The sequence below is a fragment of the Streptococcus sp. BS35b genome (assembly GCF_000286475.1).
In the GTDB taxonomy this organism is placed as follows: Bacteria; Bacillota; Bacilli; order Lactobacillales; family Streptococcaceae; genus Streptococcus; species Streptococcus oralis_W.
Genome location: NZ_ALKH01000001.1, coordinates 78456 through 92037, shown reverse-complemented (window position 1 = coordinate 92037; position 13582 = coordinate 78456). Strand labels below are relative to the sequence as shown.

7 protein-coding genes, 1 tRNA gene and 1 pseudogene are annotated in these 13582 nt (G+C 39.0%); all 9 read right to left on the bottom strand.

Annotated features, from left to right (window positions below; all coding sequences use genetic code 11):
* Positions 1-17: 17 nt before the first annotated feature.
* Positions 18-1070: a hypothetical protein gene (locus HMPREF1149_RS02685; RefSeq protein WP_000521320.1), complete on the bottom strand. Its 1053-nt coding sequence runs from the start codon at positions 1068-1070 to the stop codon at positions 18-20.
* Between the two features lie 8 nt (positions 1071-1078).
* Positions 1079-1852 (bottom strand): nucleotidyltransferase domain-containing protein, encoded by a 774-nt coding sequence (locus HMPREF1149_RS02680; protein ID WP_001194439.1) that lies wholly within the window; start codon positions 1850-1852, stop codon positions 1079-1081.
* Between the two features lie 17 nt (positions 1853-1869).
* On the bottom strand, positions 1870-5220 hold the full coding sequence (locus HMPREF1149_RS02675; RefSeq protein WP_000526247.1) for a DEAD/DEAH box helicase family protein: 3351 nt from the start codon (positions 5218-5220) through the stop codon (positions 1870-1872).
* 28 nt (positions 5221-5248) lie between these two features.
* Positions 5249-6330 (bottom strand): annotated as a pseudogene (locus tag HMPREF1149_RS11645) (restriction endonuclease subunit S).
* Positions 6331-6342: 12 nt separating this feature from the next.
* Entirely contained in the window at positions 6343-7836 is a 1494-nt protein-coding gene (locus tag HMPREF1149_RS02660; RefSeq protein WP_000627758.1) for a type I restriction-modification system subunit M, read from the bottom strand.
* A gap of 143 nt (positions 7837-7979) precedes the next feature.
* On the bottom strand, positions 7980-8906 hold the full coding sequence (locus tag HMPREF1149_RS02655; RefSeq protein ID WP_000633638.1) for a bifunctional riboflavin kinase/FAD synthetase: 927 nt from the start codon (positions 8904-8906) through the stop codon (positions 7980-7982).
* 142 nt (positions 8907-9048) lie between these two features.
* Positions 9049-12588, bottom strand: coding sequence for a chromosome segregation protein SMC (smc, locus tag HMPREF1149_RS02650; RefSeq protein WP_000280888.1), 3540 nt, complete (start codon positions 12586-12588; stop codon positions 9049-9051).
* Positions 12579-13277, bottom strand: a complete 699-nt coding sequence (gene rnc / locus HMPREF1149_RS02645; protein WP_000661475.1) for a ribonuclease III — start codon at positions 13275-13277, stop codon at positions 12579-12581. Before rnc ends, smc begins: the two co-directional genes overlap by 10 nt.
* 182 nt (positions 13278-13459) lie before the next feature.
* Positions 13460-13531, bottom strand: a tRNA-Arg gene (locus HMPREF1149_RS02640).
* Positions 13532-13582 lie beyond the last annotated feature (51 nt).

Here is a 13582-nt window from a genome sequence, read left to right as displayed (position 1 = left end):
GCTTATTCTCCTGCATCTTACGTTGTATAGAAATCTATTGATAAATCGCTATCAGACTTATATTTTTTCCAAGCTAAACTGAAGCCATAATAATCTTCAAATTCAGGGTGCCAGTCATAATAAAGTGGGATACGACTATATTTTCTTGCAACAACTTCGTCTTCAAATTCTGGAGATTCCCCTGCAGTAATACCAAATTGAAGACCATTTAGTTCCCAGCTATTGCCCCAAACATTTTCATCCGAGAGAACATCGATCCATCTAGAAGCATCAATATCAAAATCTGCACATAATTCCAGTTCATAGAATCTTCTACAGTTAATCTCTAAAGGCTTAATATAAAACGCACCTTCTACTTGGTACTTTTTATCTCTGACTTGAATCTGTGTGATTTTCATTGGAATCGGAACTCCATTTAATTCTAACCAGAAATAGCCTAAGGGAGTTTTGATACTATAATATGTTTGCTGAGTGACAGGTTTAGCATTTTTAGAGCAAGCATCAAGAATTCTTCCAAGCTTAATTAAATTTCTACAAACGATTTTTGAAGTGTGTGGGTCGAAATGTGAATACCTACGGGTGACTCGTTTTAACTTTTCAACAGGAAAAGTGATATCCTTTGGTAGAGCATGATACTTCTGTACAACTAGAGCAGTTTTTTCAGTATTTTCCTTCCCCACTGGGACAACTACAGCATGCCTAATATGGATATTTGGGTCATCGCAGATATAAGTATAGCCATTCCCTCCCTCCTGAAACTCAACAACAACGAGATTTAGCTCTTGATTCGGATCAAAGAGAGGCTCAACCTGTTCTGCTTCTTGGCGCTCATAAAAAGTAAAGCGTTCCCTATCCCCGTCTTCGCCAAAAACCATGAAACTACCACACTCAGGGCACTTCCACATATAAAAGGATGCTTCAGAAATATCATCATAAGAAATTTTATTATGGTCGTCAGCTTTATTTATGATTTCTTCAAACAACTCATCCGAATAAACTGAATAAGCATTTGGATCGGGCGCTCGGTGGTCGTTCATTGCTTGCCCGCATCTACATGTCCATTTACCCATAAATAACCTCAGTCGTGGCCTAATTCTTCAAGGAAAAATTGATTTAGGGTTTCCCACTCTTTTTTCTTCTCAGTAACGTTTTGGATGTAAACATCGAGCTCTTGGATATTATCTAAAATATAATCTTGAATTGGCTTTATAGGCTCAATTTCCATACCTTCAGGTCCCTTTACCTTGATATCAAGCAATCTTGACACATGCTCCTTCATTTGAGACGGTAATAATTCTTTGACCAAATCATCAAATAAAATCGGCGGAATAGAATGGTATTTTTCAATCCAACGACAAGCCCAAATGGGACGCAGCGCATAGAAATACTTTTTAGGTTTAACCTTGTTTCCTGAAAGATACTTATTCATTTGAGTTCTAGCAGTGTTCAAGTAATGGTAAAGCATTTTTTTCTCTGAAAAATACTGGTTCGCAAGAGGACGTATGCGCTCGATAAAATCCGTTTGTTGATAAACAATTGGTGACTGTAACCATTCAAACAATGTTGGATTTGACTTATAAAGGAGTTTTAAAGTTTTGTCTAAATCCCAGCCGCTCACATCCCAAGTATCGTCAATTGGTAGCTCGATAACATCTCGCTGTTCATTCAAACGGAGATAAAAATCTCGCTTGTGTTTGTAGATAAACCGTACATCAAAGTCACTGTCTGGAGACTCAAATCCCCAAGCACGACTACCAGACTCAATAGCCCACAAAACTTTGACATCGTAATCACGCTCAATTTCTACTAATTTTTCTGGTACCAGAACATTCATTTCATCTTGCGTTTGCATTTACAACCTCTTATTATTTACGCTGCTTCTCCAGCTCGATCATTAATGAGTTCAATTGTTTGGACAATATTACGAAGTATAGGGAGTTGGTGTTGAAAGAGTAGTTGAACTGAACCATACGATTTAAACGGCTCTTGTGTTAAAACTTTAGTCTCCAAGCAACCATTTTCTACAATGTAATCTACAATCAATTTCACAAAGGAAATCTGCTTGGCATTGAGACTCTCATCCGATAAAAATTTAGAAAAAACTTGATTGGCAGCCTCTCTATCTAAACCAATAATCTCACGAACCAATCTAGGAATTGCCTTATTTTCATAATGTTGTTGGTAATCTGACTTGCTACCTAATTTTTCCCATAGCAATGTTTCAAGTGCAAGTAAATCTTGAGAGGTCAATTTTTCATTATGGTATAACTTAGAAATTGCTTCATCATCTAGATGAGTTTTCAAATAATGTTCAACTTTTTCATTATAAGATCGCAGGTCATTGACTTGTAAATATGGCTTAGTATCATGGACAGTGGAAAGAATGTGATCATCAAAATTGACATAATAGACTTTTCGGCTCGTTTTATCTAAGAATTGCAATAAATCTCTTAGAGAAAGGCGGATTTTTTCAAGTTCAGACAAACTAACTTCTTCCCAAAATTCAGGTTCTTGTACTTTCCTGATAATTTCAGCCTGTGCAAAAACTTGTGGTATATTGCCAACCTTAGCAAGGGCTTTAGCTGTTTTCATAACTTGAGATATATGGACAGTTGCTGGCTTAGCCAACAGTTGTCCTAACTGTATCTGAAACAGCCATAAATCAAATCGTCTCGCCATCTCGTCTTCTTTATTTTCTTCAAATAGAATCGGAGAAAGATCTTTCTGGATTGTTTCACTTGTGACGGTCGTTAGATTTTGCCAATTTTCCAACTTTCTGTAAGTATAAACTGTATCTAAGACCATACGAACCCTAAAGTCTAACTCATTTAAGCTCACCATACGTTCATGAAGTTCTGAGACGAGTTGCTGACGGTATTCTCTAGCAAACTGATTATCTTGATAATGAAGCCCCTGCAGTTCTCGAATCAAGTCCACTTTGATGTTAAACAAACGTTGAGTCAGAGAAACAATGTGACGGCCATCTCCTTCTCTTGGATCAGCTTTGAAATATTCAAAATTATCACCATAATCAAATACCAAGAAATTTTCCTTATCCTGCTCAGGTCCGAATAAATCTTTACAAAGACGGGTTCCACGACCAATCATCTGCCAAAACTTAGTTTTAGAGCGCACTTTCTTGAAAAAGATTAAATTAACAACCTCTGGTACATCAATACCTGTATCCAACATATCAACAGAAATTGCAATTTGAGGGTATTTCTCCTTAATTTTAAAATCATCAATTAAGGTTTGATAATGCTTAATGCTATAATCAATCACTTGAGCATAATCGCTTCCTTTTTCAGGATAGCGTTCGTTAAAAATATCTCTGATATATTCAGCGTGTCGATGGTTTTTAGCAAAGATAATGGTTTTACCAATTTCGTCACCTGAAGCTGTCTGAATTCCTCTTGTCATTAGTTCATCTAGAACAATTTTGACTGTTTTTCTATTGAAAATAGAGGTATTAAAATCCTCAGGATCAATATCTTTCTCAGAACTACCATCTTCAAATTGGCTATCAAAATATTCTTTTTCGTCTTGGGATAAATCATCGTAATGTAGACCATCCGTTGGTAGTTTTAACTTAGTTTCAATCGAATGATAAGCTACTAAATAACCATCTTTTACAGCCTCTTCCAAATCGTATGCGTATGTTGGAACACCATTCTCCAAGTTAAAGAAACTATAGGTATTTTTATCCAAATCTTGACGCGGAGTGGCAGTTAATCCTACAATCCTTGCATCAAAATAATCAAAAATTGATTTGTATTTCTGATAAATAGAACGGTGAGACTCGTCAATTATGATGAGATCAAAGTGCCCAACAGTGAAGGGGCGTTGATTTACTTCTTCTTGATCACTGATCGCTCCTATCATAGTCGGATAGGTTGAAAAAACCATACGACTAGATCGAGCACTATCTTTATCTTCTAAGAAATTACAAACCGAAAGATCTGGAAGTAATTTCCTAAACGAATCATAAGCTTGCTTAACTAGGGAAGTTCTATCAGCTAAAAAAAGAACATTTTTTACCCAGTTATGACGCGAAAGGATATCAACTAGGGAAACCGCTGTACGGGTTTTCCCAGACCCAGTTGCCATGACCAAGAGTGCCTGTCTCCGATTATTGGAGAATGCTTCACAGACACTTGTAATCGCATGTTTCTGATAATAACGTCCAGAAATGTCGTCCCTAATTTTGCTAGAAATATCCTCGAGTGGTTTTTGCAAGTGACGTCTGTCCATCAACAGTTGCAACTCTTCTTGAGAGTAGAACCCTGCAATCTGGCGACGATTAACACCATCAAGTATGTAGTGCTTTAAACCATTGGTAATAAAGCAAATTGGCCGATAGCCGATTTGTTTCTCAAGAACTTCAGCATATTCCTTGACCTGCACCTCCCCTACTTCTGGATTTACAGATGCCTTTTTAGCTTCAACAATTGCTAGAACTTTCCCATTTTTGCCATAAAGGACATAGTCACAGTATCCAGTTCCTGTACCATGCTTCAAACCATGAACGGCTACCTCAACACAACAGTTTTCCTCAAATGTCCAACCTGCTAAACGGAGATCGATATCTATAAAGAGTTTTCTTGTCTCTGATTCAGATAGTTGATCGATATGGAAAGATACATCTTGCCGTAGAGCTGCTGTTTCACGTTTTTCAGTATAAGTCTCTTGAACAGCCAATGACTGACTAGCCATCTGTTCATCGAAATCAGGAAGATCTGACAAACTGTTTTGTAATTTCGCCATAGATTGTGGCGTTTCTCGAAACTTGATGTTTGCTGAAAGTGGCAATAATTGCTCGTCGAAATAACGCTCCACGAACTCGTTACTGTAGCAATAATCAATAAAATTGACAAACTGATACAAATGATGCAAAGCCAAAATCGCTTCTCGTTCCTTAATTTCTCCACCATGTGCAGCATGATTTCCCCATCGAATTAAAAGAACAATCTGCCTATGGAGCTCAGGATCCACAATCTCTCTAAAATCATCATCCCATACCAAAGAAGATAAGGTAGCACGATAGGGAGCTTCTAAATATGAATCGTGACTATATATCCAATGAACAGCCTGCTCCAAAGCACGGCGTGCCATAAAAGCAGTAGCTACAGTAGATGTCGCGATCATATTCTCAGCTTCTATACAAGGCTTTGAAAAAGATTCATACTCTTCGTTATTTAAAAGAAAATCAAAATTTCCCATTTTTCTCTCACTTTGAATAAATAGATAGCTATATTATACTAGATTTCAAGCTATTTCTCCACAGTTTTATAACTATCCCACAAGCAAATTGTGATTTGTCGACTTGAGCCACGAAGTCTGCGAATTCGTTTTGGAGGGCTAGATGGGGGAGGATATATTTCTGTTTTTCTAATGGTTTTTGAGTTATCTTTGGTTGACCTGAGAAATCAGCAAATCTACTAAAATCAATTACTTTCATTAATTCTAATAAAAATACAAGGTTAAAATCTAAATTTTTAAACTCTTTTATATATATAGCATTGTCACTTATCCATACCTTACCGTGAGTAGTTCTTACATTACCACAATATGCACCTACACGACCAATGATAATAGTTGGATTATCAATTAAATAATTTCGACTTTTCCAAGCAATACCATTTCCACCATAGGCAGGGTAACCTTCAAAAACTCTATCATTTTTATCAAGAAATTTTCCACTTGAAAATTTAAAACACTGCTGTCCCGTTTTCACTGCAAATTTCTTGTCATTATTTATAGGATCCCCAAACATCTCGTTAAATCGGGATTTGACGAGCTCGTTCAATTTTTATTTTGTTCTTTACGACAGCAAATTAATCGTTCAATCAAATTTAACGTACTAGTAATCAACTCTTGTTGCTCAACTGAAGGATAAGTAATCTCTACTTTTTTTAACCAGTCTGTACTTAAATTTTTTTGAGCAACACCATTAGAACTTCTTATTGCTGACTGCTCAAACAGATCTGAATTAAGAAATTGAAATACATATTCTTTGGAAATTAAACTATCAATAGTTCTTAAACAGGCAACCCGTTGATTTAACGCAGCAGGAAGCATTGTTTTACTTATTAATCCTACTCTTCCAACATTTCCTGTTAAAGACATAAGCAAATCATTTTCTTTTAAAATATACTTCTCGATTGAATTTGTATATTCAATTGGATAGTATTTGGGATCACTATCTTCGATGTATCCTTTTTGAACATTAGTAATTCTTATAATACGAATGCCTTCATTAACATATAGCAAACTCTTGAAGGCAAATCCATTTAATATCTCACAAACTTCCCCCAACTTCACTTTTTTCATACATCCATCTCCCTACTTGAGTAATTCTTCTAACTCTGCCAAGCCAGCTTGAATTTCTTTTTCTAGATCATTAATTTTCTTTAAGATGACTTCTGTTGGTTCATACTCAACTTTTTCATACTCAATTTCTTTGTATTTATTGATCGATAAATCATAATCATTATCCTTTATCTCATCGACTGGAACAAAGAAAGACTGGTCCGTTCTCTTACGTTCTGCTTCATTTTCAAGTTGATGGAAACGTTGAATAATATCTGGAATATCATTGTCACTGATCGGTTGTCGTTTATCATCCAAACTTAAACCATCTGCTTTCATATCGTAAAACCAGACCTTATCCGTTCCACCATTTCCAGTTTTTGTAAAGATGAGAATGGCGGTTGAAACTCCAGCATAAGGTTTGAAAACACCACTTGGCATTGATATTACAGCATCCAATTTATGATTCTCTACAATTTCCTGACGAATTCCTTTATGGGCTTTAGAAGAACCAAAGAGGACACCGTCAGGTACAATAACTGCTGCACGTCCCCCTGGTTTCAATGTACGCAAGAAAAGAGCAAGGAAAAGTAATTCTGTTTTTTTGGTTTTTACAGTCGCAAGAAGATCATTTGAAGTTGAATCGTAGTCAAGCGATCCCTTAAATGGAGGATTTGCTAACACTAAAGTGTATTTATCTGCTTCTTCATTATCTTGAGATAGTGAGTCAAGATAACTAATTTGTGGATTTTCCACTCCATGCAGCATCATGTTCATTGCACCAAGTCTAAGCATAGTTGTATCCGTATCATTCCCATGAAACATAATGTTATGAAAATGGTTGATATTATCTGGATTGGTTTCCCATTCATCTTTTTTACGCTTTAAGTAACGGCTAGCAGATACTAAGAAACCCGCAGACCCCATAGCAGGATCTGAGATAATATCCTTGATAGTTGGTTGCATCAACTCAACCATCATATCGATGATGTGACGAGGTGTACGAAATTGTCCATTTTTACCTGCGGTTGACAATTTTGATAGCAGATATTCATAGATGTCGCCAATATCATTAATCCCCTGTGTGTCACTATCAAAGTCTATACCTGAATCTCTGGTTGGAAATTCATCTAATATAGAAATCACCTTTTGGAGAGTAGCAGGTTTATTTATTTGAAAGATAGCTTCACGCATATAACGTGAAAAAGCTGTATCATCAGTATCACCCTTGAGATTCTTCATAAATGGAAAAATCTCCTGTGTCATTAAACGATAGACTTCCTGAGCATCTCCCATATTTTTAAAAGTCGACCAACGGTATTCAGGTTTGTCTTTTGGAAAAATTCCCTCATAAGAAATTCCTAGAAACTCAGCATCGCTTTCGCGTCCAAGCTCGACACTATCCAAATCCTTCATAAACAGAAGATAAGTCAATTGTTCAATATTTGTTAGAGGATTTGCATTTCCTTCAGTCCACAGCATTTCCCACAGCTGATCAATTTTATTTTTTAATTCGCCTGTAATCATACTAGTCTCTTTTCTTTGGTTTTAAAGTTATGAATATCACTATTTTAACAGATTTTCAATCAACCTTCAATTATGTTTCTTTCTATTAAAATTTCTTTCAAAAATAAAAAAGCAAACACAAAATTGGTTTACTTTTTTAACTCTCACTCTCCATCCTTCCAATTCCGAGCAATCTCTTCGTCTTTCTGGAGTTGGTCTACCAGTTCCTCTACGGAGTCAAATTTGACCATATCTCGGACACGGTCCAGCCAGTAGACCATGACGGTCTCACCGTAAATATCATCTGAAAAGTCAAAAATATTGACTTCAAAACGTGGTTCTTCTCCATCAAAGGTGACATTTTTGCCAACGCTCGCCATTCCACGATATCTCTGACGCTGCACTTCCACATCGACTACGTAAACACCGTCCGCTGGCATATAAGTTCGGTCTCTTAGGACCAGATTTGCTGTTGGATAACCGATAGTACGCCCACGAGCATTTCCGTGAACGACCATCCCACGAGATGGGAGCGGAGTGCCGAGCAAATGATTGACTTCCTTTACATCTCCATCAAGAATTGCCTGACGAATCCGTGTAGAACTAATCTTGCCCTTTTCATCCTCAACTGGAGGAACAATGATGATCTCTCCATCAAAATAGTCCTTCAGGTCATCCGCAGTTTTCTTATCAGACCCAAACGTGTAATCAAATCCTGCCACGATGATAGCCGGTTTTAAAGCCTTGATATAGGTATCAAAGAATTCTTTCCCTGTTAGATTGGCGAACTTGCTACTAAAGTCAAGTAAGAAGAGAGCCTCTACTCCATGCCATTTCATCTTGTGCTCCCGTTCTTCGTGATTGACAATATGGAGCATGAGTTCAGGTTGGTAAGGTTGTAAGGCAAGTTTCGGCGATTCTGTAAAGGTCATCACGACAACTGGCAGATAATCCTTCATCGAAGCCTTGCTGGCCACTTCAAAGAGTTTCTGATGTCCCTTGTGGATACCATCAAAATAACCTAGTACAAGGACTGTTTTCCCTGGTACTGCAATATCTTTTTCGTTCTTAATAGGTACTGTTGTAATCATGAAACTATTATATCATAGAGCAAGTCTTTTCGCTAAGAGGAAATCCCAAATGTCGTTTTTGCGCCTGAACTGACCGTAAGAGAAGATTTAGCACTTTAGTTTTAAAAAATAGCACCTCCTAAGAGATGCTATCATTTGGTAACTAGTCTATTGTTTCTTCCAAATCTTTTAACTTAACCGAAACAATTTTAGATACACCTGATTCTTGCATGGTAACTCCATAGATAGAGTCCGCTGCCGCCATCGTTCCCTTACGGTGGGTCACGACGATAAACTGACTATCCTTATCAAAGCGGTTGAGATAATCCCCAAAACGTTTGACATTAGCTTCATCCAGCGCCGCCTCTACCTCGTCCAAGATGACGAAAGGAATAGTCTTAACTCGGATGATTGAGAAGAGCAGAGCCAGAGCAGATAGGGCTTTTTCACCACCACTCATGAGGTTGAGAGATTGGATTTTCTTACCTGGTGGTTGAACAGAAATCTCCACACCAGCTGTTAAAAGATCGCCCTCAGTCAATATCAAGTCTGCCTGACCACCGCCAAACATCTGTCTAAAGGTCACTTTAAAGGACTCACGAATAGCCTCAAAGGTTGATTTGAAGCGCTCCTTAACCTCATCATTCATCTCTGTGATGGTCTCAAGGAGTAGGTTTTTCGCAGACAAAATATCATCTCGTTGACTATTGAGGAAGTCCAGACGGTTGTGAACTTCTTCGTACTGGTCAATAGCGTCTAAGTTGACAGGGCCCAGCGAGCGAATAGCCTTCTCTAAATCCTTAACCTCTTGCTCCGCCAGAGTGAGATTTTCCAGTTCATGAGCCTTTTCTAGCGCCTCATTATAGCTAATCTGGTACTGGTCTGTTAATTGAGCTTGTAGATAGCGCAAGCGTTCGCTGACCTTTTCCTTCTTGGCTTCAGCACGTGTTTGCTTGCGAATCCACTCTTCGTTCTGCTGGCGAGCCTGATCCAAATGGCTGGCAATATCATCCAGTTGACCCTCGATATCATCCAATTCAAACTGCTTGCGAATCAGACCTTGTTGAAGATTGGCTTTCTGAGTTTTGGCCTCTTCCGCCTGCTGACTTAGCAGATCCGTATCAACCTTCTCAAGATTATCAACCTTTTCTTGGAGAAGGCGCTGAATTTCCTCTTGTTCGATATCCAGATTATCCAGTTCCTTACCTAAGCGTTCTATATCAGTCACTTCGTACCGCTTTTGTCCTTGCAGTTCTGACTTAAGCAAGCGCGCTCGAGAAATCTGTTCCTGCAAGTTTTGATAACGTTCTTGAATAGCGTTTTTGTTAGACTTAATCTCTTCAATCTCAGCTTCCAGATTTTGCTTTTCACTGGCGATAGTAGCAAGGCGCTCTTGGCATTTTTCCTTATCCGCTTGCCAATCTCCTTCAGAAAGACGATTTAATTCCTCTTCTTGAAGTTTCCAAAGCGTTTCCAGTTCTTCGACCTGCTGATTGGTTTGTTGATAAGCAAGGTACAAACCTTGCTCCTGAATACGAGCTTGCTCACCCTGAGACTTGATAGCTTCTAATCTTTCTTCCAATACTGCCATCTCATCTTGCAAGGCCTTCAAATTCGCTTCTTCTGACCGCAAGTCAGCTTCTTCTTTAGCAATTTCTTTTTGTAATTGCTCCAGTTCTGGCTTGATGAAAATACTGTTGTTTTGACGATTGGCACCACCCGCGTAGGAACCACCTGTACGCAATTCGGTACCATCAAGCGTCACCATACGAACCTGGTAACGAACTTGACGAGCTGCGGCACGCGCATGTTCTACGGTATCAAAGATAGCCGTAGTAGCTAGCAAGTTCTTGAAAATGGCTTCTAGTCTATTATCAAACGACACCAACTCATCTGCCATACCCAAAAATCCTGGACTTGCAGCGATAGCATCTTGATTCTGACTAGATATTGTACGCGCCTTAATCGTTGTCAATGGAAGAAAGGTTGCACGACCAGCTCTATTTCGTTTGAGGAAATCAATTGCCTTGGTTGCCGCGTTTTCATCTTCTACGATGATATGTTGACTGCTAGCTCCAAGCGCAATTTCTAGGGCAGTTTGATAGTGCACATCAAAAGTCAGATGCTCACTGACTGCACCAATAATCCCACCTAGGCGGTCTTTTTCTTGGAGAACACTCTTAACGCCCGCATAAAAATTACTATGATTTCTAAGGATATTCTCTAAACTTTGGGCTCGAGCCTGCTTGTTTTTGAGACTGTCTAGACTGTCAAAGAGTTGGCTCTGCTGGGCTTGGTAAGAAACTTTCTGCTCCTCTTGTTCCTTGGCACTAGCTTGGTAGTCAGCCAATAATTTCTGAACCTGCTCCTTGGCAGATTCAAGCTCAGCCTGCTGTTGACTGGCCTTCTCTTTAGCTGTAGCAAGCTGTTCTTTCAATTTCTCAAGTTGATCTGCTTGTTTTTGAGATAGTTGACGGCTGTTCTCCAGTTCATTCTCGATGCGGGTCAGTTGGTTTGAGACATCCGCTTCTTCTTGTAAAAGCGCCACAAAACGTTCACGCAAAAGCTCGATCATCTGGTCTGGATCATCTGAAAAAGCTAGTAACTCCACTTCTAAACGATTGAGTTCCTTGTTGTTTTCAGCTAGACTTTCCTCTAACTGTTCCAAATTCCCTTCTTTTTCAGCCTTTTCCTTACTTAGAGCCTTCCTCTTATCTTCCAAAGCAGTCAAACGGGTTTGTGCTTCTTGTTGATTAAGGGCAACTTGCTCGGATTCCAGTTTGGATAGGGCTAGTTTTCGCTCTAAGTCACTGATCAAACTAGTCAAATCCATTAAGCTTCCTTGGTCTTTAGCCATTTCAGCTTGGAGATCTTGGCGTTTCTTTTTAAGAGTTTGATTTTCCTCTTCTAAGTCTTCGCGCTTTTGGTAATAGCTAGTCAAAAGTTCCTGAACCTGCGTTAGCTCTTCTTCCGTCAGCTCTAGTTCAGTCTTGTTTTCCTTGATTTGGGCAACCAGTACATCCAAGTAAATCGCCTTACGTTGACCATCCAAGTCGAGAAACTTGCGCGCATTTTCAGCTTGCTTTGCAAGGGGCTTGATTTGATTGTCCAACTCGTAGATAATGTCTTCTAAGCGATCGAGATTGTCTTGAGTTTGTTGCAGTTTGCTTTCTGTTTCTTTTCGACGAGTCTTGTATTTTAAAACTCCAGCAGCTTCTTCAAAAATAGCTCGGCGTTCTTCGGGCTTGGAGTTAAAAATTTCCTCAACCTTCCCTTGAGAGATAATGGAGAAGGAATCTCGTCCCAATCCTGTATCCAAGAAGAGGTCATGTACATCACGCAAGCGGACTTTCTTGCCGTCAATTCGATACTCGCTATCACCACTACGATAGATATGACGTTCAACCTTAATGACTTGCCCCGCATCCTTGATAAAACCATCTTCATTATCCAAAGTCACGACAACAGAAGCATAATTGAGTGGTTTGCGACTTTCAGTTCCAGCAAAGATAACGTCGGGCATCTTGCCACCACGAAGACTCTTGACACTGGATTCCCCCAAGGCCCATCGCAGACTTTCTGTAATATTTGATTTCCCAGAACCATTGGGCCCAACGACAGCTGTCACACCTTGATCAAAGATGACCTTGGTCTTGTCAGCAAAGGACTTGAATCCCTGAATCTCAATCTCCTTTAAATACATGAATCCAGCCCTTTCTCAACTGCATTTTTGGCGGCCTCTTGTTCTGCCAATTTTTTAGAACGACCTTGACCTTTTCCGATACTCTTGCCCTTAACCAGAACTTCTACATCAAAAACCTTATCATGGGCAGGTCCCGTTTCAGAGGTCACCTGGTAACGAATATCTACATCTCCATTGACCTGGAGCAGCTCTTGCAGGTGTGTCTTGTAATCCTTAATCATTTCAAAGTCACCTGCTTCAACCTTGGGAATCATGACCTGATAGATGAACTCTTTTACCCTAGCAACATCCTTGTCTAAAAGCAATGCTCCCAGAAAGGCTTCAAAGGCATCTCCAAGAATGGTGTCACGATTGCGCCCACCAGACTTTTCTTCCCCTTTCCCCAGCTTGATAAACTGATCAAACTGGCAATCACGCGCAAAACCAGCCAAACTCTCCTCACGGACAATCATGGCACGGAGTTTAGACAAATCTCCCTCTGGTTTCTTAGGATATTTTTTATACAGATATTCTGAAATCAATAATTGCAGAACAGCGTCTCCTAAAAATTCCAAGCGCTCATTGTGTGAAATTTTTAAGAGGCGGTGCTCATTGGCATAACTCGTATGAGTAAAGGCAGTTTCCAGTAAGTTTTTGTCTGCAAATTCGATTGCAAAACGCTTCTTTAGTACAGTTTGTAATTCTTTCATACCAACCTCTTTCTAACTGATAACAGTCTCTTTTATTATATCAAAAAAAGCCCCCTGAGTCACTTTAAAACGGGACTAGAGGGGATTTGAGCATTTTTTAGAATAAAATTTTTAATTTTAGGGGCAAATTTGGGGCGAGATAAAGAAAAAGCCTTATTTAAGGCTTTCTTGGGCTATTTACATCCACCCTGAGGGAATCGAACCCCCATCTCAAGAACCGGAATCTTACGTGATATCCATTACACTAAGGGTGGAAACTTGTCTTATTATAACAGAAATTTGCTCTAATAACAAGTTTTTTTATG

What these genes read in the sequence shown, in the direction of transcription:
- HMPREF1149_RS02685 (WP_000521320.1), bottom strand. Translation starts at nt 1,070, where the DNA reads ATGGGTAAATGGACATGTAGATGCGGGCAAGCAATGAACGACCACCGA.
- HMPREF1149_RS02680 (WP_001194439.1), bottom strand. Translation starts at nt 1,852, where the DNA reads ATGCAAACGCAAGATGAAATGAATGTTCTGGTACCAGAAAAATTAGTA.
- HMPREF1149_RS02675 (WP_000526247.1), bottom strand. Translation starts at nt 5,220, where the DNA reads ATGGGAAATTTTGATTTTCTTTTAAATAACGAAGAGTATGAATCTTTT.
- HMPREF1149_RS02660 (WP_000627758.1), bottom strand. Translation starts at nt 7,836, where the DNA reads ATGATTACAGGCGAATTAAAAAATAAAATTGATCAGCTGTGGGAAATG.
- HMPREF1149_RS02655 (WP_000633638.1), bottom strand. Translation starts at nt 8,906, where the DNA reads ATGATTACAACAGTACCTATTAAGAACGAAAAAGATATTGCAGTACCA.
- smc (WP_000280888.1), bottom strand. Translation starts at nt 12,588, where the DNA reads ATGTATTTAAAGGAGATTGAGATTCAGGGATTCAAGTCCTTTGCTGAC.
- rnc (WP_000661475.1), bottom strand. Translation starts at nt 13,277, where the DNA reads ATGAAAGAATTACAAACTGTACTAAAGAAGCGTTTTGCAATCGAATTT.